Genomic DNA, 21,175 nt, shown 5'->3' on the forward strand with positions numbered 1-21,175 from the left:
GCTTTTACTGCACGAACTAACGTGATTCCACATGTAAGGCGACACCGCACTCTAACGCTTCTGATGTTTTTCCCAGTCATCCAAGCGTGCTTTTTCCGTCTTTTTGAACAACACATACACAGCCCCCAAACCACCATGATGTCTTTGCGCACTATGAAACGCCATAACAGCGTCCAACTCTCTCAACCATTTATTAATATGACTTTTAATCATCGCTTGGCTGTCCGGATCAGGCGTACGATCACCTTTACCATGCACAATAATAGCAACGCGAATGTCATTACGCATGCAATCATCAGCAAATTGATATACCTGCTCCCGCGCCTGAGCCACGGTATGGCGATGCAAATCTAAGCGCGCCTCTATGCCATACTTGCCCTGCCTGAGACGTTTAAATACGCCATCTTGCACACCTGAACGCTTATATTCCAACACATCATTGGGCTCGACCTTTTCCACATAGTCTTGTGACAAATGATTCCTGTCCGCCTCTTTAGCGATCAGCGCCGCCTTTTGGCGAGCGGAAAAGTCAACCTGAGGGCCTTTCTTGCCCAGATACACTTCGCTTTTTTTAAGTGGCTTAATACCCGCCACCTCTTGCGCGAACAAAGACGTTTCATCTTCGTCGTTCACAACTTTATCCTCTTTGATTAACTTAGCTTGTTTAACACACCACTATAGAACAATAAAGGCCCCTAAAAGGAGCCTTTATTACTTTAATGGTCGTAAAACATGTCAGTTTTAAAACGGAATATCATCATCAAAGTCATCAAAGTTTGGCGCTTGCTGAGGTTTTGGCTCAGGCGCTGGTGCGCGTTGAGGCGCAGGCTGTGGAGCACGTTGTTGCGGCGCGGCTTGAGCAGGAGCTTGCTGTGGAGCATTCCCCCAGCTACCAAAAGACTGTGGCGCTGCTTGTTGTGGAGCCGCCTGCTGCGGTGCAGCTTGCTGTGGCGCTTGGCCATAACCGCCACCTTGAGGCTGATTAAAACCGCCTTGAGGTGCATGCTGCTGTGGAGCCTGTTGCGCTGGTGCTTGGCCATATCCACCTTGTTGAGGAGCAGACTGTTGAGGTGCATTGCCGTAACCGCCACCACCTTGCATAGAGTCATAACCACCACTTTGCTGTCCAGAGTTATCGCCACGCCCGTCAAGCAATTGCATTTCGTTGGCTACGATTTCAGTTGTGTAGCGCTTAATGCCGTCTTTTTCCCACTCACGAGTACGCAATGAACCTTCTACGTAGACTTTAGAGCCTTTCTTAATAAAATCGCCTGCAATTTGGCCAAGACGGAAATTACCACGGTCCATGAAGGCAACACGATGCCATTCTGTACGCTCTTGCATTTGACCAGTTTGCTTATCACGCCAGCTCTCTGTTGTTGCCAAGTTAACGTTTGCCACCGCTGCACCAGATGGCATGAAACGCACTTCGGCATCGTTGCCTGCGTTTCCGATCAAAATTACTTTGTTTATTCCACGTGCCATGACGTTCTTCTCCAACTAAAAGATAGAATAGTGTTTTACTTAAAGACGCACTTGCGGTGCCAGACGCACCAGAGCCTCTTTGTCTAATATTTTTTTATCGATCTTCAGATAAGCAGTTTGCTCATCTTTAAAAATTTGCATACCTTCCACTCCTTGGATTTGCTCAAGTTGATCCGCCAACTTGGTTACTTCTTCATTAGTCATATTGGGTAGGCTAAACGCCAGGCTACTTAACGAACGAGGCGCTGGCTGGATAGCACAAACAAGTGACCACGCCAAAAACACCACGCCGACAACCCAAAAGACACCGCTGTTTGCGTGATGTTGCAGCAACCAACCGCCGCCAACACCACCCAAAAAAGATCCCATAAATTGATGGGTAGAGAACACACCCATTGCTGTACCACGATAACCCACAGGCGCCAACTTACTTATAAGAGACGGCAGTACAGCTTCTAGTGAGTTGAAGCCAACAAAATAGACCCACAACAATACCCCAAATACCCAAAGGTACGGAGCCCATTGCAGCAATATTGAGCTTAAACCTAACAAAACCATCACGGCGATTAACACGCCTTTTGTCTTGCCTTTTGACTCAGCAATAATCACTAATGGTAGCATACCTGCGAAAGCAAAACCCATGATCGCTAAGTAAAGCCAGCTATGCTCTGACAAGGGTAAATCAAATTGCTGAATCAACAAATTTGGCACAGTGACAAACAACGCCGTTAGGCTTGCATGCAACAATAAAACACTGACATTAAGGAACCGCAGTTTCGAGTCTTTCAGCACCAAACCAAGAGCCTTAAGGCTCGGGGTCGTATCACGTTTAAAGGTGTGCTGGACAATATTCGGCACAGCAAAAATGATCAAGAGTATGCCCAGTAAAGATAATGCAAAAGACAAATAAAACAGTCCCGAAAGACCAATTAAAGCAAAAATCCAAGGCCCTAGTACCAAAGACAACATAAACGAGGCGCCAATACTAATACCAACAATCGCCATGGCTTTAGTGCGGTTTTGCTCTCTTGTGACGTCACTCAATAACGCCATCAAGGTACTGGCAATAGCACCAGCACCCTGAATTGCTCGACCGACAATCAAGGTATTGATATCAGTGGCATTAGCACAGATCAAACTCCCTACAGCAAACAGCAACAGTCCGATCACAATGACACGTTTACGGCCAATTTTATCCGACCACATGCCCATCGGAATCTGCAAGCTCGCTTGAGTCAGGCCATAGATACCGATCGCTGTACCAATTAACGCGGCATCAGCCCCAGTCAGCCCATCAGCTGCCACACTAATGACGGGCATAATAAGAAACAAGCCCAACATTCTGAATAAATAGATCAGTGCTAAAGCAAGAACTGAACGACGTTCAAGTAGATCCATAAGGAGGTTTCAACCGTTTAACTAGGTGGTTAAGAAAAAAGATTGTCAATTTTACAAAAAATACCGTTGAAGCTCCATTTCAACTACTGTAAAAATAGACAGTTATTTAATTTACTGACAGATTTCTATCTGTTGATCGACTTCACATTGGAGACTCATGGATACCATTACCATACGCGGGGCCCGCACACACAATTTAAAAAATGTGGACCTAGACATCCCAAGAGACAAACTTGTGGTGATTACTGGCCTATCCGGCTCAGGTAAATCCTCTCTCGCCTTTGACACTTTATACGCCGAAGGACAACGTCGCTATGTAGAATCCCTTTCGACATACGCTAGACAGTTTTTGTCCATGATGGAAAAACCAGACATAGACCACATTGAAGGCCTTTCTCCTGCTATTTCAATCGAGCAAAAATCAACTTCTCATAACCCACGATCAACAGTCGGTACAATAACAGAAATATACGATTATCTACGATTGTTATTTGCCCGCGCAGGACAACCACGCTGCCCAGATCATGGTGAGCCATTAGAGGCGCAAACCATATCACAAATGGTCGATAAAGTTATATCGCTCCCAGAAGAAACTAAGATGATGCTGCTAGCCCCTATCGTCAAAGATCGAAAAGGTGAGCACTTACATACCATTAGTGATCTGCTTTCTAAGGGGTTTATTCGCGCTAGAATTGATGGCATTGTCGTTGATCTAGACGATGCGCCAATATTAGAAAAAAATAAGAAACATACTATTGAAGTGGTCATTGACCGCTTTAAGGTACGTTCTGACCTCCAACTGCGCTTGGCAGAGTCTTTCGAAACTTGCCTTGGTCTCTCTGATGGTATCGCCAAAGTCATCAATATGGATGACGAAAAAGAAGAATATATTTTCTCTAGTAAATTTGCCTGTCCAGTTTGTGGCTACAGCTTAACCGAACTAGAGCCTCGACTTTTTTCGTTCAACAACCCAAATGGCGCTTGTCAGACTTGTGACGGTTTAGGCACTCATCAGATGTTCGATCCAGATCGGATCATTCAAGACGAGACACTCACACTTGCTGAAGGTGCCATCCGAGGCTGGGGCCGACGTAGCATCTTTTATTATCAACAACTGAGTGCGCTAGCGAAACATTACGGATTCGACATTGAGTCAAAATATAAAGACATTCCTAGTGACTTTAAAAAGCGAATTCTGCATGGCTCAGGAAAAGACAAGATAGATTTCATTTACATCAATGAACGTGGCGATAAAATGACGCGCTCACACTCATTTGAAGGCGTTATTCCAAACCTACAGCGCCGCTACCATGAAACAGAATCGGACAGCGTACGTGACGACCTCTCACAATACATCAGCATTCAGCCTTGTCCAGATTGTCATGGCTCTCGATTGAATCGATCCGCTCGTAACGTCTTCATTGCTGAGCAAACGCTTCCAGAAGTGGTGACTTATCCAATCGCAGAATGCTTGAAGTATTTCGAAACACTAGAGCTTCCAGGGTCACGCGGTGAAATCGCCTCTAAAATCCTTAAAGAGATTCGTGACCGCTTAACCTTCTTGGTAAACGTAGGCTTGGACTATCTAACTTTAGACCGTAAAGCAGACTCATTATCAGGCGGTGAAGCACAGCGAATCAGACTTGCTAGCCAAATAGGTGCCGGCCTAGTAGGCGTAATGTACATCCTAGATGAGCCTTCCATTGGTCTGCATCAACGCGATAATGAACGACTCATCGCCACACTAACCAGACTCCGAGATTTGGGAAATACCGTTATTGTGGTAGAGCATGATGAAGACGCGATTCGTATTGCAGACTTTGTTGTCGATATTGGCCCAGGCGCTGGTGTTCACGGTGGTCAAATCATTGCAAGTGGCACACCTCAGGATATTATGGATTGTCCTGAATCCGTTACTGGGCAATTCCTAACGGGCAAACGTAAAATTGAAATACCTCCAATTCGCCATCAAGCAAAAGACAAACAATTCCTCAAGCTGATAGGCGCAACAGGCAATAACTTAAATACTGTTGATCTCAACATCCCTGTTGGAGTAATGACCTGTATAACCGGCGTTTCAGGTTCTGGTAAGTCGACTCTAGTAAATGGCACTCTATATCCTCTTGCTGCAACGGCACTCAATGGCGCAACCACATTAAAAGCGGCACCACACGAGCGTATAGAGGGACTAGATTTATTCGACAAGTGTGTAGACATTGACCAAAGCCCTATTGGTCGGACGCCAAGATCCAACCCTGCTACCTACACGGGTATTTTTACTCCAATGAGAGAGCTCTTCTCGGCAACACAAGAGTCTCGTTCACGTGGTTATAAACCGGGCAGATTCAGTTTTAACGTCAAAGGCGGCCGCTGTGAGGCCTGCCAAGGTGATGGTGTCATTAAAGTAGAAATGCACTTTCTTCCTGACGTCTATGTGCCATGTGATACCTGCAAAGGCAAACGCTACAATCGTGAAACATTAGAGATCCATTACAAAGGCAAGAACATTCACGAGTGCTTAGATATGACGATTGAAGATGCTCGAGAGTTTTTTGATCCAGTCCCTTCTATTGCAAGAAAACTACAAACACTGATGGATGTAGGTTTGGGCTATATACGCCTTGGACAAGCAGCCACAACGCTGTCTGGTGGCGAAGCACAGCGGGTTAAACTCGCAAAAGAACTATCTAAACGCGACACTGGCACAACGCTCTACATTTTAGATGAGCCGACAACAGGACTACACTTTGCGGATATAGAACAGCTGCTCAAAGTGCTTCATCGCCTAAGAGATCACGGCAATACAGTCGTTGTCATTGAACACAACCTTGATGTAATAAAAACAGCTGATTGGATTGTTGACTTAGGCCCAGAAGGGGGCAGCGGTGGCGGCTACATTGTCGCTGAAGGAACGCCGGAAGAAATTGCTCAAGCTGAAAAATCTCATACTGGTCGTTTCTTAAAACAAATGCTTAATTAACCCTTAGTCAAAAATAAAATACCCGAGAAAAGCTTAACTTTTTCGGGTATTTTTTTTGTGTCTGACTATCATATCAGGTAATTTTTTTGCAAAAAAAAGCCGAGCTAATAGCTCGGCTTTTTATTACAAACTGATATTACTCAGCGGCTTCAGTAACTGGACGATCGACCAATTCAACATAAGCCATAGGTGCGTTGTCACCTGTGCGGAAGCCACATTTTAGAATGCGAACATAACCACCAGGGCGAGCTTGATAACGAGGACCAAGTTCTGAGAACAATTTACCTACTGCATCTTTGCTACGAGTACGAGCAAAGGCAAGGCGACGATTCGCAACAGAATCAACTTTCGCCAATGTGATCAAGGGCTCAGCAACACGACGCAATTCTTTAGCTTTCGGCAACGTAGTTTTAATAACTTCGTGTTCGAACAAAGAAGCAGCCATGTTTTTAAACATCGCTTTACGATGTGAGCTAGTACGGTTTAAGTGACGTCCACTCTTACGATGACGCATTTTACATTCCTTACCAAACTACGGTGGTCAGGGAACAATGACCTAGCGAGCTAGAACTTTGCTATCGTCTTTCAAACTAGCCGGTGGCCAATTCTCTAAACGCATTCCCAAAGACAAACCACGCTGTGCTAAAACATCTTTGATTTCAGTTAACGACTTCTTACCTAGGTTAGGCGTCTTAAGAAGCTCAACCTCAGTACGTTGAATCAAATCACCGATGTAATAAATGTTCTCTGCTTTTAAACAGTTAGCACTGCGAACGGTCAATTCAAGATCATCAACCGGGCGTAGCAAAATTGGATCAATCTCATCCTCTTCTTCTACAACAGGTGCTTCGCTTTCGCTTTCAAGGGCGACAAAAACCGCGATTTGCTGTTGTAAAATAGTCGCTGCACGACGAATTGCTTCTTCAGGGTCGATAGTACCATTAGATTCGATGTCTAAGACTAGCTTATCTAAATCTGTACGCTGCTCTACACGAGCATTATCGACACTGTACGCAACACGGCGAACAGGGCTGAATGAGGCATCCAGTTGCAAGCGACCGATTGGACGAGTCTCATCGTCGCCAGCAACACGAGCATCAGCAGGCTCATAACCACGGCCACGAGCGACTTTGATCTGCATAGTTAACTCTGCAGTGTCATCCAAGTGCGCAATAACATGATCCGGGTTAGCGATCTCTGCATCAGCAACCAACTGGATATCTCCAGCTGTTACGATACCAGGACCTTTTTTACTTAGAGTAAGAGTTGCTTCATCTTGCCCGTGTAGAGCGATCGCAACTCCTTTCAGGTTAAGAAGAATTTCAATTACATCTTCTTTAACCCCTTCGATTGCGCTGTATTCGTGTAATACACCGTCGATTTCGACTTCAACAATCGCACAACCTGGCATTGAAGAAAGCAGGATACGGCGCAGTGCGTTACCTAAAGTATGACCAAAACCACGTTCTAGTGGTTGCAGTGTAACTTTAGCGCGACAGTTGCCTAATTCCTGAACTTCAATGTTGCGTGGGGTTAACAATTCGCTCACTGAACGCTGCATAGATCCACCTATTTCTTAATCCTAATCACCGACTTACTTAGAGTAAAGTTCGACAATTAGGTTCTCATTAATTTCAGCTGATAAATCGGCACGTTCTGGAACAGCTTTGTAAGTTGCTTCCAGTTTAGTTGAATCAACTTCGATCCAATGGATCGGTGCACGACCTTTAGATAGCTCTAGTGCGCTTTGTACACGCAATTGCTTCTTAGCTTTTTCACGGATAGACACAACGTCACCAGCTTTAACTTGGTAAGACGGAATGTTAACCGTAGCGCCATTAACTAGAATGCCTTTATGGCCAACTAGCTGACGAGCTTCTGCACGTGTAGAACCAAAACCTGCGCGGTATACAACGTTATCTAAACGTGATTCCAAAAGTTGCAGAAGGTTTTCACCAGTTGCACCTTTAAGACGAGCAGCAGATTTGTAGTAATTACGAAATTGCTTTTCAAGAACGCCGTACATACGACGTACTTTTTGTTTCTCACGTAATTGTAAGCCGTAATCAGAAAGACGACCGCGACGTGCACCGTGCACACCAGGAACCGTTTCTACTTTACATTTCGACTCAAGAGCGCGTGAACCGCTCTTCAATTGCAAGTCGGTACCTTCACGACGAGACAACTTACAAGTTGGACCTATATAACGAGCCATGTATCTGTCTCCTCAATTAAACGCGACGTTTCTTAGGTGGACGACAACCGTTGTGCGGAATTGGCGTCACATCTGTGATGTTATTGATACGCAAGCCCAATGCATTTAATGCACGAACTGCGGACTCACGACCAGGACCAGGGCCCTTAATCATTACGTCAACGTTTTTAAGGCCGAACTCTTGTGCGACAGTACCGGCACGTTCCGCTGCTACTTGAGCTGCGAAAGGAGTACTTTTACGAGATCCGCGAAAACCAGAACCACCGGCAGTAGCCCAAGACAAAGCATTGCCTTGGCGGTCAGTGATAGTCACGATCGTGTTATTAAATGACGCGTGTACATGAGCAACACCGTCGACGACCGTCTTTTTGACTTTTTTCTTGGTGTTGCGCGTAGCTGGCTTAGCCATATTGCACTTTCCTATTTAATGCTCAGCTCTAGCAAACTTGTGGCTAGAGCGAAACGCGTTTAAATTACTTACGAATAGGCTTACGAGGGCCTTTTCGTGTACGAGCGTTCGTTTTGGTACGTTGACCACGAACTGGTAGGCTGCGGCGATGACGAATCCCGCGATTACAACCTAGGTCCATCAAACGTTTGATAGACATACTGACTTCACGACGTAAGTCACCCTCTACAGTATACTTAGCAACTTCGCCACGAAGTTCATCAAGGATATCATCACTTAATGAACCGATTTTCGCAGTTTCAGCAACACCTGTAGCAGCGCAGATAGCGCGTGAACGAGTGCGACCAATTCCGAAGATGTAAGTCAGAGAAATGACCGCATGTTTATTGTCAGGAATATTGACACCGGCTATACGAGCCATTCACTTTACTCCGTTGTTATTGATGATTATATGTTAATTCATCACTTTACTATCATGAGGGCGGCTGATTATGCCTATCTTTAGGACATAAATCAACCACCCTTTCCCATCATCGAGCGAACTCGCTATTAACCTTGACGCTGTTTGTGACGAGGCTCAATGCAAATCACTCGAACTGAACCGTTACGACGAACGATTTTGCAGTTACGACAGATTTTCTTTACAGATGCACGTACTTTCATGTTCAACTCCAACCTACGCTTAACGCATTAGGCCATTTGGACCATAACCAGTCAGATTAGATTTCTTCATTAATGATTCGTATTGCTGACTCATCAAATGACTTTGAACTTGCGACATAAAGTCCATGACAACTACCACTACGATTAACATAGAAGTACCGCCAAAGTAGAATGGAACATTCCACGCAACAACAAAGAACTGAGGCATCAGAGACACTAGAGTGATGTATAAAGCACCAAACAGTGTCAAACGAGTCATTACACCATCAATATATCGAGCTGTATGATCGCCTGGACGAATACCCGGCAAGAACGCACCGGATTTTTTCAAGTTATCTGCCACATCTTTAGGGTTGAACACTAGCGCCGTATAGAAGAAGCAAAAGAAAACAATTGCTATCGCAAACAACAGCACATAAAGCGGTTGCCCAGGAGCTAGAGCCAAAGAGATATTTTGCAACCATTCCATTCCTTCACCTTGACCAAACCATTGTCCGATCGAAGCTGGGAACAAAAGGATACTTGAAGCAAATATAGGTGGGATTACACCAGCCATATTTACTTTAAGAGGCAAATGACTCTTTTGTGCAGCAAATACTTTTTTGCCTTGTTGGCGTTTTGCATAATTAACCGTAATGCGACGTTGACCACGTTCGATGAAAACAACGAATGCGATAGTCGCAATGGCAAGTATACCAATCAACAACAAAGCTAAAATATTGATATCGCCTTGACGAGCCGACTCAAATGAACGGCCTAAAGCAGAAGGCAAGCCAGCAACGATACCGGCAAAGATAAGAATGGATATACCATTACCAATACCTTTTTCAGTAACCTGCTCACCTAACCACATCAAGAAAACAGTACCAGCAACAAGTGTCACAACAGCAACAGCATAGAATTCCATGCCACTACTAAATGAGATCCCTTGACTTGCCAAGCCAACCGCCATACTGGCAGACTGAACAAGGGCAAGAAGTACAGTACCGTAACGGGTGTACTGAGTAATCTTGCGACGACCCGCTTCACCCTCTTTCTTCAACTGCTCTAGCTGCGGACTCACAACCGTCAATAACTGCATAATAATAGAGGCAGAAATATAGGGCAAAATCCCAAGCGCAAAAATACTCATGCGCTCAAGCGCGCCCCCTGAGAATACGTTAAATAAACTCAGAATAGTGCCTTCATTTTGATCAAACAACGCAGATAACCTGTCAGGATTAATACCTGGAACAGGAATGTGCGCACCGATTCGGTATACAATAATTGCTAGAAACACAAAACGAATACGAGACCAAAGCTCGCCTAAACCGTTTTGCATGCCAGCTGGTAGTGAGCCACGCTTTGCCATTTATTCCTCGACTTTTCCGCCAGCTGCTTCAATAGCGGCACGAGCACCTTTAGTCACTTTAAGACCACGAACTGTGACAGCTTTGTCGATAGAACCAGACAAAATCACACGAGCAGTCTTAATTTGATGACCTAGAATGTCGGCGCTTTTAAGAGCAGCCAAATCTACAACTTCAGCATTTACAGCAGCAAGCTCGTTTAAACGAACCTCAGCAACATACTTTGCCTGACGTGAAGTGAAACCGAATTTTGGCAGACGACGCTGCAAAGGCATTTGACCACCTTCAAAACCAGGTTTTACTGAGCCACCAGAACGAGATTTAAGACCTTTATGGCCTCGTCCGCCGGTTTTGCCCAAGCCGCTACCAATGCCGCGACCAACACGTTTAGGAGCATGCTTGCTACCTTCGCCAGGACGAAGTGTATTTAAGAACATGTTATTCCCCTACCACTTTAACCATGTAATAAACTTTATTAACCATGCCACGTACAGAAGGAGTATCTTCCAACTCACGTGTTTGGCCAACTTTACGCAAACCCAAGCCTTTAACAGTTTCACGGTGCTTTGGAAGACGACCGATCGGGCTGCGGGTTAGTTGAACTGTGATGGTATTATTCGCCATGACACATTACCCCAAAATTTGATCGACTGACTTACCGCGTTTAGCCGCGATTTGTTCAGGTGCTTTCATATCCTGCAAACCTTTGATCGTAGCGCGAACTACGTTTACTGGGTTTGTAGAACCGTAACATTTCGCCAAAACGTTGTGAACGCCAGCGATTTCTAGAACCGCACGCATTGCACCACCGGCGATGATACCGGTACCTTGAGACGCAGGCTGCATGTAAACTTTAGATGCTCCGTGATTCGCTTTAACAGGATACTGAAGAGTATCGCCATCTAGCTTAACAGAAACCATGTTACGACGAGCTTGTTCCATTGCTTTTTGAATAGCTTGAGGAACTTCACGCGCTTTACCACGACCAAAGCCAACTTTACCTTTACCATCACCAACGACTGTCAAAGCTGTGAAAGAGAAGATACGACCACCCTTTACAACTTTAGCAACGCGGTTTACTTGTACTAGCTTCTCTTGGAGGTCGCTAGTTTGTTGATCATTAACTGCCATTTGCTACCCCTTAGAACTCTAGACCGGCTTCACGTGCAGCGTCAGCAAGAACTTGGACGCGGCCATGGTATTTGAAGCCAGAACGGTCGAAAGCGACCGAAGTGACACCTGCTTCTTTAGCGCGTGTAGCAATCAAAGTACCGACTTCTTTAGCCGCTGTTTTGTTGCCTGTCGCTGAGCCACGAAGAGCTTCTTCAAGAGTAGAAGCACTAGCTAGTACTTTACTACCACAAGGAGAAATCACTTGAGCATACATATGGCGTGGTGTGCGATGTACAGTAAGACGATTCGCACCTAAGTCACGAATATGCAAACGAGCACGGCGTGCACGACGAATCCGAGATTGTTTTTTAGTGTTCATGAATGCCTACCTACTTCTTCTTAGCTTCTTTACGACGAATTACTTCGTCAGAATAGCGAACACCTTTGCCTTTATATGGCTCTGGTGGACGGAAACCGCGAACTTCTGCAGCAACTTGACCAACGGCTTGTTTATCAATGCCACGGATCACAACTTCTGTTTGAGAAGCACATTCAGCTGTTACGCCTTCAGGAAGTTCGTAATCTACTGGGTGAGAGAAACCCAGAGATAGGTTAAGTACATTGCCTTTAAGCGCAGCACGGTAACCAACACCTTGAAGAAACAATCTTTTCTCGAAACCCTGACTAACACCAACAACCATGTTGTTAATCAAAGCACGAGTTGTACCAGCTAAGGCACGGCTTTGTTTTGCACCATCGCGCGCAGCGAAGGTGATAACATTTTCTTCTTTAGACACTTGTACGCTTGTGTGAACATTAAACTCTAAAGAACCTTTGCCGCCTTTAACAACAACATTTTGTCCATTTAGGGTTAAATCTACACCACTAGGAAGCGTCACGGGACTATTAGCAACTCGAGACATACTAACTCCTAGAATACTGTGCAGATTACTTCGCCACCGATACCAGCAGCACGAGCTGCACGGTCTGTCATCACACCTTTAGAGGTAGAGATGATTGCAACACCAAGGCCAGCTTCTACTTTCGGTAGAGCACTAGTGCCTTTGTATTGACGCAAACTTGGGCGAGATGCGCGTTTGATTTGTTCGATAACTGGCTTACCTTCGTAGTATTTCAACTCGATAGTAAGCGTCGGTTTTACTGCTTCGTCTACAGAAAAGTCACCTACGTAACCTTCTTCGCGTAGAACAGCAGCAATCGATGTCTTCATTTTTGATGAAGGCATGCTCACAGAGGTCTTTGCAGCCATCTGTGCATTACGAATACGTGTAAACATATCCGCAAGGGTATCTTGCATACTCATTTAAGAGCTCCTAATTTAAAAACCATTGTGCAGCAAATAGAGCTCGCGCATAGTACACAGCAGCGAGCAGAATGTCCAGTATTTAGACACTCCACTCACTGCCATGTATTATGATCGCGCTCTACTTGCTTACCAACTAGCTTTCTTCAAGCCTGGTACGTCGCCACGCATCGCTGCTTCACGCAGTTTGATACGAGACAGACCGAAGCGACGGTATACACCGTGCGGACGACCTGTAATTTGGCAACGGTTACGTTGGCGTGAAGAAGATGAATCGCGTGGAAGCGCTTGCAATTTAAGCGTCGCTTCCCACTTTTCATCGTCCGATGCATTAACGTCACTAATGATCGCCTTTAGAGCCGCACGCTTTTCAGCGAATTTAGCTACTAATTTGGTACGTTTTGCTTCGCGCTGAATCATTGATATTTTAGCCATGATTCCTACCTCTTATTTCTTGAAAGGGAAACTAAAGGCTGCTAGCAAAGCACGACCTTCTTCATCGGTACGAGCAGTCGTTGTAATGGTAATATCCATACCACGTACACGATCTACTTTATCGTAATCGATCTCAGGGAAGATGATTTGCTCTTTAACACCCATACTGTAGTTACCACGACCGTCGAAAGACTTAGGATTAAGTCCACGGAAGTCACGGATACGTGGAATAGCAACATCAACCAAACGGTCGAAGAAATCCCACATACGCTCGCCACGTAGAGTCACTTTACAACCGATCGGGTAACCGTCACGGATTTTAAAGCCTGCTACTGATTTACGAGCCTTAGTCACTACAACTTTTTGGCCGCTAAGTGCTTCAAGATCATTTACCGCATGCTCAAGAAGTTTCTTGTCTGCGATAGCTTCACCAACACCCATATTTAAAGTGATTTTAGTGATTTTAGGCACTTCCATCACATTCTTGTAGCTAAAATCTTCTGTAAGTTTTGCTACAACTTGATCTTTATAAACTTGCTTAAGTCTCGCCATGGCTATAATTCTCGCTCTTAGGCGTCGATCGCTTCACTATTTGATTTAAAAACACGCACTTTCGTACCGTCTTCGTTCAATTTAAAGCCGACGCGATCCGCTTTACCAGTAGCATCGTTATAGATTGCTACATTGGAAACCTGGATAGGTGCTTCTTGTTCAACGATACCACCAGTTGAACCCTTCATAGGGTTTGGTTTCTCGTGCTTCTTAACAGTGTTAATGCCAGAAACTAGAACTCGATTTTCGTCTACTACCTTAACAACTTTACCGCGCTTGCCTTTGTCTTTACCAGCAATTACGATAACTTCGTCGTTACGTTTGATCTTACGCATAATGTCCCCTCTCCCTCTTACAGCACTTCTGGTGCAAGAGAAACAATTTTCATGAACTGCTCTGTACGCAATTCACGTGTTACAGGGCCAAAGATACGAGTACCAATAGGCTGTCCTGAAGCATTCAATAGAACCGCTGAGTTTACATCAAAACGGATTACTGAACCATCAGAACGACGAACACCTTTCTTAGTTCTAACGACAACTGCGTTAAGAACCTGCCCTTTTTTAACACGACCACGTGGGATCGCTTCTTTCACTGTGACCTTAATGATGTCACCGATAGCAGCATAACGACGATGTGAGCCACCCAGTACTTTAATACACTGAACACGCTTTGCGCCGCTGTTATCTGCTACATCAAGCATCGATTCTGTTTGAATCATTACTGCTCTCCAATCAAATTAGATAACAAGTCTCACGAAGGAAGGAGCAGCTTATACAGCTGCTGCTTTCTCTACAACTTGAACCAGATTCCAAGTCTTAGACTTAGAGTAAGGACGTGTTTCAACGACCTTAACTGTATCACCGATCTGGCACTCATTGTTTTCATCATGAGCGTGTAGTTTAGATGAACGACGTACAAACTTACCGTATAAAGGGTGTTTTTCTGTACGTTCAACTAGTACCGTGATGGTTTTATCCATCTTGTCGCTTACTACTTTACCAGTAGCTGTACGCGCTTTTGTTTCTGCCATCTTAGTTACCTGCCTTATCGTTTAGCACGGTTTTAACACGTGCGATATTGCGGCGAACTTGCGAGAGCAAATGAGTTTGCGCTAACTGACCAGTGGCTTTCTGCATGCGCAGAGTAAATTGCTCACGTAGCAGTTCAATCAAGGTCGCTTGTAGCTCAGCTACAGACTTTTCTTGCAGTTCTTTTGCTTTCATCTACATCACCGTACGCGTTACGAAAGTTGTGGACAGAGGAAGCTTAGCAGCAGCCAACGCGAATGCTTCGCGAGCTAACTGTTCTGAAACGCCCTCAACTTCATAAAGCATTTTTCCAGGTTGAATCTGTGCAACCCAGTATTCTACGCTACCCTTACCTTTACCCTGACGAACCTCAAGAGGTTTCTGAGTAATCGGCTTATCAGGGAACACACGAATCCAGATTTTACCGCCACGTTTGATATGACGAGTCATTGCACGACGCGCCGCTTCAATTTGACGAGCAGTAAGACGACCACGTTCAGTGGACTTCAATCCGAATTCACCAAAGCTAACTTGGTTTCCGCGAAGAGCAAGACCGCGGTTACGGCCTTTCTGCATTTTGCGGAACTTAGTACGTTTCGGTTGTAACATGACTTACCCCCTACTTAGACTTCTTCTTTTGTGCGCCTTTGTCAGCTCGCACTTGTTCAATACCGCCCAAGATTTCGCCTTTGAAGATCCACACTTTTACGCCAATGATGCCGTAAGTTGTAGCAGCTTCATAAGTAGCGTAGTCAATGTCAGCGCGTAGAGTGTGTAGAGGCACACGGCCTTCACGGTACCACTCAGCACGTGCAATTTCTGCACCGCCTAAACGACCACTTACCTGAACCTTGATACCTTTCGCGCCTGCACGCATAGCATTTTGTACTGCGCGCTTCATAGCACGACGGAACATTACGCGACGCTCAAGTTGGCTAGCAATATTTTGCGCAACCAATTTAGCATCCATTTCAGGCTTGCGAATTTCTTCGATGTTAATGTGGACAGGTACGCCCATCATTTCAGAAACTGCATTACGTAGTTTCTCAACATCTTCGCCTTTCTTACCAATCACAATACCCGGACGGGCAGTGTGAATTGTAATACGAGCTGTCTGAGCAGGGCGCTGAATCTCAATACGAGAAACAGAAGCCTGGACCAATTTTTTCTCCAGGAACGCACGAACCTGAAGATCGTTTAATAACAGCTTAGAGTAGTTTTGATTATTAGCATACCAAGTAGAAGTATGATCTTTAACTATCCCTAGGCGTATACCAGTTGGATGAACCTTCTGACCCATTGGGTTTCTCCTAATTAGTCAGCGACTTTAACTGTAATATGGCAACCGCGTTTTAGAATACGGTCAGCACGGCCTTTGGCACGTGGCATAATACGTTTCAGAGTCATTGCCTCATCAACGTAAGCCGTAGACACACGCAAGTCATCTACATCAGCACCTTCGTTATGCTCAGCGTTAGCTATAGCAGACTCTAGTACTTTCTTGACAATTACTGCCGCCTTTTTAGGACTGAACGTTAAAATGTTCAGTGCTTCGCTAACAGATTTGCCGCGGATTTGATCTACAACCAAACGGGCCTTCTGCGCTGAGAGGCGAGCACCCTTCAATGAAGCTTTTACTTCACTCATGTTAATACCCCTTATTACCGTTTGGCTTTCTTGTCCGCAGCATGACCACGATATGTACGGGTCGGAGCGAACTCACCCAATTTATGACCGACCATATCTTCAGTTACTAGAACTGGAACATGCTGGCGACCATTATGGACAGCGATAGTCAACCCTACAAAATCAGGGAAGATAGTAGAACGGCGTGACCAAGTTTTAATTGGACGACGATCATTTTTCTCTACCGCAGCCTCTACCTTTTTCAACAAATGAAGGTCGATAAAAGGACCTTTTTTTAGTGAACGTGGCACAGTCGTTTCCTCTTATTACTTAGTACGGCGACGTACAATAAGTTTATCAGTACGCTTGTTGCTGCGCGTTTTGTAACCTTTAGTAGGCACACCCCATGGTGTAACTGGGTGACGACCACCTTTGCTACGACCTTCACCACCACCATGTGGGTGATCAACTGGGTTCATCGCCGAACCGCGAACGGTAGGACGAACACCACGCCAACGCGTAGCACCAGCTTTACCAAGAACTCGTAAGCTATGCTCAGAGTTTGATACTTCACCTAAAGTAGCGCGACATTCTGTCAATACTTTACGCATCTCACCTGAACGTAGGCGAAGAGTAACGTAACGACCTTCACGAGCAACTAGCTGAGCAGAAGCACCAGCGGAACGGGCAACTTGTGCACCTTTACCTGGCTTAAGCTCGATACAGTGTACAGTACTACCAACTGGGATATTTTGCAGAGGCAAAGTATTACCCGCTTTGATAGGTGCATCTGCACCACTAAAAACGATATTGCCAGCGACCATACCTTTGGAAGCGATAATGTAACGACGCTCACCATCAGCATATCTAATCAATGCAATATTTGCAGAACGGTTTGGATCATATTCCAAACGCTCAACTACCGCAGAAATTCCATCTTTATTACGACGAAAATCAACCATACGGTAATGCTGCTTATGACCACCACCTACGTGACGCGTAGTGATGCGTCCGTTATTGTTACGTCCACCAGATTTGCTTTTTGTGTCTAGCAAAGGTGCATATGGTGCGCCTTTGTGCAAATCGTTGTTGGTAACTTTAACAACGTGACGACGGCCTGCAGACGTTGGCTTACTTTTAACAACAGCCATTGACCTATCTCCCCTTATTCAGCGACCATGAAATCAATGTCTTGGCCTTCAGCCAAACGTACATACGCTTTTTTCACGTCTTTACGTTTACCTAAACCACGAACTGTGCGTTTCGTTTTACCTTTATGGTTCAACGTGCGAACAGACTCAACTTTGACTTCAAAAAGCGCTTCGATAGCTTGTTTGATTTCAGGTTTCGTTGCATCACCAGTTACACGAAAAACATACTGACCATTGCCTTCGGCTACGATCGTTGCTTTTTCGGAAATATGTGGACCCAACAGAACTTTATAAATACGTTCGCCGATCATGCTAGTGCCTCCTCAACTTGTTTCAGAGCACCAACTGTCACCAACACTTTGTCGTAAGCAATCAAGCTAACAGGGTCGATAGACGCTGCATCACGTACATCTACGTTAGGAATGTTGCGAGCCGCTAAGAATAAATTGTCATCCAATTGATCGGAAACAATCAAAGCGTTCTCAATATTCAATTCTGCCATTTTTGCTATGAAGAGCTTAGTTTTTGGAGCTTCCAATTTAAGATCTTCTACAACAACAAGACGGTCTTGACGTACAAGCTCAGACCAGATGGTGCGCATTGCTGCACGGTACATCTTCTTGTTCACTTTCTGAGAGTGATCTTGTGGCTTAGCAGCGAAAGTAACACCACCAGAGCGCCATAGAGGGCTACGGATAGTACCTGCGCGTGCACGACCAGAACCTTTTTGTTTCCAAGGTTTGCGTCCACCACCTGCTACTTCAGAGCGTGTTTTCTGTGCACGTGAGCCTTGACGAGCGCCAGCCAAGTAAGATGTAACTACTTGGTGAACCAACGCTTCGTTGTATTCACGAGCAAAGGCTACATCAGAAACTTCTACAGTTCCTTCCGCGCCTGTTAGATTCAAGTTCATTGTCTACCCCTCTTAGCGAGCTTTAACAGCTGATTGAAGAATAACATCACCATTTACTGCACCAGGCACGGCACCTTTCACAAGGATAAGGTTACGTTCTGTGTCTACACGAACCACTTCTAGTGATTGAGTAGTTACTTGTGCAGCACCCATATGGCCAGCCATCTTCTTGCCTTTCCAAACACGACCAGGTGTTTGACATTGGCCGATAGAACCAGGTGCACGGTGAGACAACGAGTTACCATGAGTAGCGTCTTGCATACTAAAATTATGACGCTTGATGGCACCTTGAAACCCTTTACCCTTTGATTGACCAGTTACATCAACCATTTGGATAGATTCGAAATCAGCAACAGTTAGCTCATCACCAACATTGATTTCTTTTTCGTCACCTGCCAGGCGGAACTCCCACAAACCACGACCTGCTTCAACATTCGCTTTTGCATAATGACCCGCAGCAGCTTTGTTAACGCGGCTCGAACGGCGAGAACCTACAGTTACCTGAACAGCTTGGTAGCCGTCAGTTTCTGCTGTTTTCACCTGAGTAACGCGGTTCGGTTCAACCTCGATGACGGTTACTGGCACGGATACACCGTCTTCAGTGAAGATACGTGTCATTCCGGCTTTGCGTCCGACTAATTGAATAGTCATTTTTTACCTCATTTGCCAGTTGTGTATGGGGCTATCACCCGCTACGGCTGATCATTCCAGATCATTCCACTATTGTGCATATAGCCGACTGATAACCAGTCGGTTGTCGCACCCCAAACTTTGAGCTATTAACCCAAAGAGATTTGTACTTCCACGCCTGCCGCAAGATCTAGCTTCATTAGCGCATCAACTGTTTTTTCAGTTGGCTCAACGATGTCTAGAACACGTTTGTGTGTACGGATTTCATACTGATCACGCGCATCTTTATTTACGTGTGGTGAAATCAATACTGTATAACGCTCTTTGCGAGTAGGAAGTGGAATCGGTCCACGCACTTGCGCACCTGTACGTTTCGCTGTGTCCACAATTTCTTGTGTTGAAGCATCGATCAGACGATGATCAAACGCTTTCAGACGAATACGGATTTTTTGGCTTTGCATTTCCAACTCCAAATACAATGTTTTAATGACTTAACTGTACATTTATTAAGCCACAATCCTTTTTTAAGGACGGCGAATATTAGCCATTCAAAAACTGGTTGTCAAGTAACCAATTTCTGAACAAACAAAATAAACCATAAAATAAAAAGGCCACCCGATATGCGAGTGGCCTTTTCTAAATCAAAGTAAGCAGATATTACTATCTAATTACTTAAGGATTTTAGCTACAACACCAGCACCAACTGTACGACCACCTTCACGGATCGCGAAACGTAGACCTTCGTCCATCGCGATTGCATGAATTAGCTCAACAGTCATTTGAATGTTATCGCCAGGCATAACCATTTCTACGCCTTCAGGAAGAGAACAAGCACCAGTTACGTCAGTTGTACGGAAGTAGAACTGAGGACGGTAGCCTTTGAAGAATGGAGTGTGACGACCACCTTCATCTTTACCCAACACGTATACTTCTGCTTCAAACTCAGTGTGAGGAGTGATTGAACCAGGCTTAGCCAATACTTGACCACGCTGAACGTCTTCACGCTTAGTACCACGAAGAAGGATACCACAGTTCTCACCAGCACGACCTTCGTCTAGAAGCTTACGGAACATCTCTACACCAGTACAAGTTGTCTTAGTAGTATCAACGATACCAACAATTTCAACTTCTTCTTGGATGCGGATAATACCACGCTCAACACGACCAGTAACAACTGTACCACGACCTTGAATAGAGAATACGTCCTCGATAGGCATCAAGAATGCACCATCGATAGCACGCTCTGGCTCAGGGATGTACGCGTCAAGAGTTTCAACAAGTTTCTTAACAGCAGTTGTACCCATTTCGTTGTCGTCTTCGCCTTTCAACGCCATTAGCGCAGAACCTGGGATGATTGGAGTATCATCACCTGGGAAGTCGTATTCAGAAAGAAGGTCACGCAATTCCATCTCAACCAATTCTAGCATTTCAGCGTATTCTTCAGAATCCGCACCACCACAATCTTCAGCCAACAAGTCAGACTTGTTCAAGAAAACAACGATGTAAGGAACACCTACTTGGCGAGAAAGAAGGATGTGCTCACGAGTCTGAGGCATAGGGCCGTCAGTCGCACCACAAACTAGGATCGCGCCGTCCATTTGAGCAGCACCAGTGATCATGTTTTTAACATAATCGGCGTGTCCAGGACAATCTACGTGCGCGTAGTGACGAGTTGGAGAATCATACTCTACGTGAGAAGTAGAGATAGTGATACCACGCTCACGCTCTTCTGGAGCATTATCGATACCATCAAAAGCAACAGCTGTTCCGCCGAATACTTCTGCACATACGCGAGTCAATGCTGCAGTTAAAGTTGTTTTACCATGGTCAACGTGACCGATTGTGCCAACGTTAACGTGCGGTTTACTACGTTCAAATTTACTCTTTGCCATGATACATAC

At 45.1% G+C, this 21,175-nt stretch carries 33 protein-coding genes; 1 reads left to right on the forward strand and 32 read right to left on the reverse strand.

The annotated features are described in order from the left end of the window. Positions 1-51: 51 nt before the first annotated feature. The 3 genes from smrA to AC2A4J_RS18300 all read right to left on the reverse strand — a co-directional run bounded on the left by smrA (position 52) and on the right by AC2A4J_RS18300 (position 2,883). A complete protein-coding gene (gene smrA, locus AC2A4J_RS18290) occupies positions 52-633 on the reverse strand; it encodes a DNA endonuclease SmrA (protein ID WP_255827120.1) in 582 nt (193 codons plus the stop codon). Positions 634-741: 108 nt separating this feature from the next. Beyond that, the gene (gene ssb / locus AC2A4J_RS18295; protein WP_255827121.1) at positions 742-1,485 is read right to left on the reverse strand and encodes a single-stranded DNA-binding protein; all 744 of its coding nucleotides are present in this window, start codon (positions 1,483-1,485) and stop codon (positions 742-744) included. Between the two features lie 39 nt (positions 1,486-1,524). Next, positions 1,525-2,883: an MFS transporter gene (locus AC2A4J_RS18300; RefSeq protein WP_484177029.1), complete on the reverse strand. Its 1,359-nt coding sequence runs from the start codon at positions 2,881-2,883 to the stop codon at positions 1,525-1,527. Between the two features lie 157 nt (positions 2,884-3,040). Between AC2A4J_RS18300 and uvrA the strand changes: the two genes are divergently transcribed. Beyond that, entirely contained in the window at positions 3,041-5,863 is a 2,823-nt protein-coding gene (gene uvrA, locus AC2A4J_RS18305) for an excinuclease ABC subunit UvrA (RefSeq protein WP_484177030.1), read from the forward strand. Between the two features lie 136 nt (positions 5,864-5,999). Here the strand turns inward: uvrA and rplQ are convergent, their stop codons facing one another. The 29 genes from rplQ to tuf all read right to left on the reverse strand — a co-directional run bounded on the left by rplQ (position 6,000) and on the right by tuf (position 21,166). Continuing rightward, positions 6,000-6,377: a 50S ribosomal protein L17 gene (gene rplQ / locus AC2A4J_RS18310; protein ID WP_113918294.1), complete on the reverse strand. Its 378-nt coding sequence runs from the start codon at positions 6,375-6,377 to the stop codon at positions 6,000-6,002. A gap of 42 nt (positions 6,378-6,419) precedes the next feature. Next, positions 6,420-7,424, reverse strand: coding sequence for a DNA-directed RNA polymerase subunit alpha (locus AC2A4J_RS18315; RefSeq protein ID WP_111608644.1), 1,005 nt, complete (start codon positions 7,422-7,424; stop codon positions 6,420-6,422). Positions 7,425-7,457: 33 nt separating this feature from the next. Beyond that, entirely contained in the window at positions 7,458-8,078 is a 621-nt protein-coding gene (gene rpsD, locus AC2A4J_RS18320) for a 30S ribosomal protein S4 (RefSeq protein ID WP_114412695.1), read from the reverse strand. A 16-nt stretch (positions 8,079-8,094) separates the two neighbouring features. Continuing rightward, a complete protein-coding gene (gene rpsK, locus AC2A4J_RS18325) occupies positions 8,095-8,487 on the reverse strand; it encodes a 30S ribosomal protein S11 (RefSeq protein ID WP_012071913.1) in 393 nt (130 codons plus the stop codon). A 64-nt stretch (positions 8,488-8,551) separates the two neighbouring features. Further along, positions 8,552-8,908, reverse strand: coding sequence for a 30S ribosomal protein S13 (rpsM, locus tag AC2A4J_RS18330; RefSeq protein WP_013797821.1), 357 nt, complete (start codon positions 8,906-8,908; stop codon positions 8,552-8,554). Positions 8,909-9,036: 128 nt separating this feature from the next. Next, the gene (gene rpmJ / locus AC2A4J_RS18335; protein ID WP_110577380.1) at positions 9,037-9,150 is read right to left on the reverse strand and encodes a 50S ribosomal protein L36; all 114 of its coding nucleotides are present in this window, start codon (positions 9,148-9,150) and stop codon (positions 9,037-9,039) included. Positions 9,151-9,169: 19 nt separating this feature from the next. Continuing rightward, on the reverse strand, positions 9,170-10,501 hold the full coding sequence (gene secY / locus AC2A4J_RS18340) for a preprotein translocase subunit SecY (RefSeq protein WP_255827124.1): 1,332 nt from the start codon (positions 10,499-10,501) through the stop codon (positions 9,170-9,172). Then, positions 10,502-10,936 carry a 50S ribosomal protein L15 gene (gene rplO, locus AC2A4J_RS18345; RefSeq protein ID WP_133004491.1) on the reverse strand — a complete coding sequence of 145 codons (435 nt, stop codon included), beginning with the start codon at positions 10,934-10,936 and terminating at the stop codon, positions 10,502-10,504. It lies immediately after the preceding gene. 1 nt (position 10,937) lies between these two features. Next, positions 10,938-11,123, reverse strand: coding sequence for a 50S ribosomal protein L30 (gene rpmD / locus AC2A4J_RS18350; protein ID WP_012071918.1), 186 nt, complete (start codon positions 11,121-11,123; stop codon positions 10,938-10,940). Positions 11,124-11,129: 6 nt separating this feature from the next. Then, on the reverse strand, positions 11,130-11,630 hold the full coding sequence (rpsE, locus tag AC2A4J_RS18355; RefSeq protein WP_113918292.1) for a 30S ribosomal protein S5: 501 nt from the start codon (positions 11,628-11,630) through the stop codon (positions 11,130-11,132). Positions 11,631-11,640: 10 nt separating this feature from the next. Then, the gene (rplR, locus tag AC2A4J_RS18360) at positions 11,641-11,991 is read right to left on the reverse strand and encodes a 50S ribosomal protein L18 (RefSeq protein ID WP_255827125.1); all 351 of its coding nucleotides are present in this window, start codon (positions 11,989-11,991) and stop codon (positions 11,641-11,643) included. A gap of 10 nt (positions 11,992-12,001) precedes the next feature. Next, entirely contained in the window at positions 12,002-12,535 is a 534-nt protein-coding gene (gene rplF / locus AC2A4J_RS18365; protein ID WP_113918290.1) for a 50S ribosomal protein L6, read from the reverse strand. A gap of 8 nt (positions 12,536-12,543) precedes the next feature. Next, entirely contained in the window at positions 12,544-12,936 is a 393-nt protein-coding gene (gene rpsH, locus AC2A4J_RS18370; protein ID WP_255827126.1) for a 30S ribosomal protein S8, read from the reverse strand. Positions 12,937-13,065: 129 nt separating this feature from the next. Beyond that, complete coding sequence (rpsN, locus tag AC2A4J_RS18375) at positions 13,066-13,371, reverse strand: 30S ribosomal protein S14 (RefSeq protein WP_110577373.1); 306 nt, start codon at positions 13,369-13,371, stop codon at positions 13,066-13,068. Positions 13,372-13,383: 12 nt separating this feature from the next. After that, the gene (gene rplE / locus AC2A4J_RS18380) at positions 13,384-13,923 is read right to left on the reverse strand and encodes a 50S ribosomal protein L5 (protein ID WP_255827127.1); all 540 of its coding nucleotides are present in this window, start codon (positions 13,921-13,923) and stop codon (positions 13,384-13,386) included. 17 nt (positions 13,924-13,940) lie between these two features. Continuing rightward, positions 13,941-14,258 carry a 50S ribosomal protein L24 gene (rplX, locus tag AC2A4J_RS18385; RefSeq protein WP_255827128.1) on the reverse strand — a complete coding sequence of 106 codons (318 nt, stop codon included), beginning with the start codon at positions 14,256-14,258 and terminating at the stop codon, positions 13,941-13,943. A gap of 17 nt (positions 14,259-14,275) precedes the next feature. Continuing rightward, positions 14,276-14,644 (reverse strand): 50S ribosomal protein L14, encoded by a 369-nt coding sequence (rplN, locus tag AC2A4J_RS18390; RefSeq protein ID WP_067020125.1) that lies wholly within the window; start codon positions 14,642-14,644, stop codon positions 14,276-14,278. Positions 14,645-14,695: 51 nt separating this feature from the next. Continuing rightward, positions 14,696-14,956 (reverse strand): 30S ribosomal protein S17, encoded by a 261-nt coding sequence (gene rpsQ / locus AC2A4J_RS18395; protein ID WP_067020128.1) that lies wholly within the window; start codon positions 14,954-14,956, stop codon positions 14,696-14,698. Between the two features lies 1 nt (position 14,957). Further along, complete coding sequence (gene rpmC / locus AC2A4J_RS18400; protein WP_110577370.1) at positions 14,958-15,149, reverse strand: 50S ribosomal protein L29; 192 nt, start codon at positions 15,147-15,149, stop codon at positions 14,958-14,960. Next, positions 15,150-15,563 (reverse strand): 50S ribosomal protein L16, encoded by a 414-nt coding sequence (gene rplP, locus AC2A4J_RS18405; RefSeq protein ID WP_110577369.1) that lies wholly within the window; start codon positions 15,561-15,563, stop codon positions 15,150-15,152. A 10-nt stretch (positions 15,564-15,573) separates the two neighbouring features. Further along, positions 15,574-16,254 (reverse strand): 30S ribosomal protein S3, encoded by a 681-nt coding sequence (gene rpsC / locus AC2A4J_RS18410; RefSeq protein WP_012071930.1) that lies wholly within the window; start codon positions 16,252-16,254, stop codon positions 15,574-15,576. Positions 16,255-16,268: 14 nt separating this feature from the next. Further along, positions 16,269-16,601 carry a 50S ribosomal protein L22 gene (gene rplV, locus AC2A4J_RS18415; RefSeq protein ID WP_012071931.1) on the reverse strand — a complete coding sequence of 111 codons (333 nt, stop codon included), beginning with the start codon at positions 16,599-16,601 and terminating at the stop codon, positions 16,269-16,271. Between the two features lie 14 nt (positions 16,602-16,615). Next, on the reverse strand, positions 16,616-16,891 hold the full coding sequence (gene rpsS / locus AC2A4J_RS18420) for a 30S ribosomal protein S19 (protein WP_012071932.1): 276 nt from the start codon (positions 16,889-16,891) through the stop codon (positions 16,616-16,618). Positions 16,892-16,906: 15 nt separating this feature from the next. Continuing rightward, a complete protein-coding gene (rplB, locus tag AC2A4J_RS18425; protein ID WP_255827129.1) occupies positions 16,907-17,731 on the reverse strand; it encodes a 50S ribosomal protein L2 in 825 nt (274 codons plus the stop codon). Positions 17,732-17,745: 14 nt separating this feature from the next. Further along, positions 17,746-18,042 (reverse strand): 50S ribosomal protein L23, encoded by a 297-nt coding sequence (gene rplW / locus AC2A4J_RS18430; RefSeq protein ID WP_012071934.1) that lies wholly within the window; start codon positions 18,040-18,042, stop codon positions 17,746-17,748. Beyond that, entirely contained in the window at positions 18,039-18,644 is a 606-nt protein-coding gene (gene rplD, locus AC2A4J_RS18435; protein ID WP_113918284.1) for a 50S ribosomal protein L4, read from the reverse strand. The genes rplW and rplD overlap by 4 nt, the downstream gene beginning before the upstream one ends. A gap of 12 nt (positions 18,645-18,656) precedes the next feature. Continuing rightward, entirely contained in the window at positions 18,657-19,295 is a 639-nt protein-coding gene (gene rplC, locus AC2A4J_RS18440; protein ID WP_114412703.1) for a 50S ribosomal protein L3, read from the reverse strand. A gap of 128 nt (positions 19,296-19,423) precedes the next feature. Further along, positions 19,424-19,735, reverse strand: a complete 312-nt coding sequence (gene rpsJ, locus AC2A4J_RS18445; RefSeq protein ID WP_012071937.1) for a 30S ribosomal protein S10 — start codon at positions 19,733-19,735, stop codon at positions 19,424-19,426. Between the two features lie 207 nt (positions 19,736-19,942). After that, positions 19,943-21,166 (reverse strand): elongation factor Tu, encoded by a 1,224-nt coding sequence (gene tuf / locus AC2A4J_RS18450; protein ID WP_255827130.1) that lies wholly within the window; start codon positions 21,164-21,166, stop codon positions 19,943-19,945. Positions 21,167-21,175 lie beyond the last annotated feature (9 nt).

The organism is Marinomonas sp. ATLA20 (assembly GCF_057180105.1).

Coding starts and splice junctions, on each gene's coding strand:
- ssb (WP_255827121.1), bottom strand. CDS start 1,485: ATGGCACGTGGAATAAACAAAGTAATTTTGATCGGAAACGCAGGCAAC.
- AC2A4J_RS18300 (WP_484177029.1), bottom strand. CDS start 2,883: ATGGATCTACTTGAACGTCGTTCAGTTCTTGCTTTAGCACTGATCTAT.
- uvrA (WP_484177030.1), top strand. CDS start 3,041: ATGGATACCATTACCATACGCGGGGCCCGCACACACAATTTAAAAAAT.
- rplQ (WP_113918294.1), bottom strand. CDS start 6,377: ATGCGTCATCGTAAGAGTGGACGTCACTTAAACCGTACTAGCTCACAT.
- AC2A4J_RS18315 (WP_111608644.1), bottom strand. CDS start 7,424: ATGCAGCGTTCAGTGAGCGAATTGTTAACCCCACGCAACATTGAAGTT.
- rpsD (WP_114412695.1), bottom strand. CDS start 8,078: ATGGCTCGTTATATAGGTCCAACTTGTAAGTTGTCTCGTCGTGAAGGT.
- rpsK (WP_012071913.1), bottom strand. CDS start 8,487: ATGGCTAAGCCAGCTACGCGCAACACCAAGAAAAAAGTCAAAAAGACG.
- rpsM (WP_013797821.1), bottom strand. CDS start 8,908: ATGGCTCGTATAGCCGGTGTCAATATTCCTGACAATAAACATGCGGTC.
- rpmJ (WP_110577380.1), bottom strand. CDS start 9,150: ATGAAAGTACGTGCATCTGTAAAGAAAATCTGTCGTAACTGCAAAATC.
- secY (WP_255827124.1), bottom strand. CDS start 10,501: ATGGCAAAGCGTGGCTCACTACCAGCTGGCATGCAAAACGGTTTAGGC.
- rplO (WP_133004491.1), bottom strand. CDS start 10,936: ATGTTCTTAAATACACTTCGTCCTGGCGAAGGTAGCAAGCATGCTCCT.
- rpmD (WP_012071918.1), bottom strand. CDS start 11,123: ATGGCGAATAATACCATCACAGTTCAACTAACCCGCAGCCCGATCGGT.
- rpsE (WP_113918292.1), bottom strand. CDS start 11,630: ATGGCAGTTAATGATCAACAAACTAGCGACCTCCAAGAGAAGCTAGTA.
- rplR (WP_255827125.1), bottom strand. CDS start 11,991: ATGAACACTAAAAAACAATCTCGGATTCGTCGTGCACGCCGTGCTCGT.
- rplF (WP_113918290.1), bottom strand. CDS start 12,535: ATGTCTCGAGTTGCTAATAGTCCCGTGACGCTTCCTAGTGGTGTAGAT.
- rpsH (WP_255827126.1), bottom strand. CDS start 12,936: ATGAGTATGCAAGATACCCTTGCGGATATGTTTACACGTATTCGTAAT.
- rpsN (WP_110577373.1), bottom strand. CDS start 13,371: ATGGCTAAAATATCAATGATTCAGCGCGAAGCAAAACGTACCAAATTA.
- rplE (WP_255827127.1), bottom strand. CDS start 13,923: ATGGCGAGACTTAAGCAAGTTTATAAAGATCAAGTTGTAGCAAAACTT.
- rplX (WP_255827128.1), bottom strand. CDS start 14,258: ATGCGTAAGATCAAACGTAACGACGAAGTTATCGTAATTGCTGGTAAA.
- rplN (WP_067020125.1), bottom strand. CDS start 14,644: ATGATTCAAACAGAATCGATGCTTGATGTAGCAGATAACAGCGGCGCA.
- rpsQ (WP_067020128.1), bottom strand. CDS start 14,956: ATGGCAGAAACAAAAGCGCGTACAGCTACTGGTAAAGTAGTAAGCGAC.
- rpmC (WP_110577370.1), bottom strand. CDS start 15,149: ATGAAAGCAAAAGAACTGCAAGAAAAGTCTGTAGCTGAGCTACAAGCG.
- rplP (WP_110577369.1), bottom strand. CDS start 15,563: ATGTTACAACCGAAACGTACTAAGTTCCGCAAAATGCAGAAAGGCCGT.
- rpsC (WP_012071930.1), bottom strand. CDS start 16,254: ATGGGTCAGAAGGTTCATCCAACTGGTATACGCCTAGGGATAGTTAAA.
- rplV (WP_012071931.1), bottom strand. CDS start 16,601: ATGAGTGAAGTAAAAGCTTCATTGAAGGGTGCTCGCCTCTCAGCGCAG.
- rplB (WP_255827129.1), bottom strand. CDS start 17,731: ATGGCTGTTGTTAAAAGTAAGCCAACGTCTGCAGGCCGTCGTCACGTT.
- rplW (WP_012071934.1), bottom strand. CDS start 18,042: ATGATCGGCGAACGTATTTATAAAGTTCTGTTGGGTCCACATATTTCC.
- rplD (WP_113918284.1), bottom strand. CDS start 18,644: ATGAACTTGAATCTAACAGGCGCGGAAGGAACTGTAGAAGTTTCTGAT.
- rplC (WP_114412703.1), bottom strand. CDS start 19,295: ATGACTATTCAATTAGTCGGACGCAAAGCCGGAATGACACGTATCTTC.
- rpsJ (WP_012071937.1), bottom strand. CDS start 19,735: ATGCAAAGCCAAAAAATCCGTATTCGTCTGAAAGCGTTTGATCATCGT.
- tuf (WP_255827130.1), bottom strand. CDS start 21,166: ATGGCAAAGAGTAAATTTGAACGTAGTAAACCGCACGTTAACGTTGGC.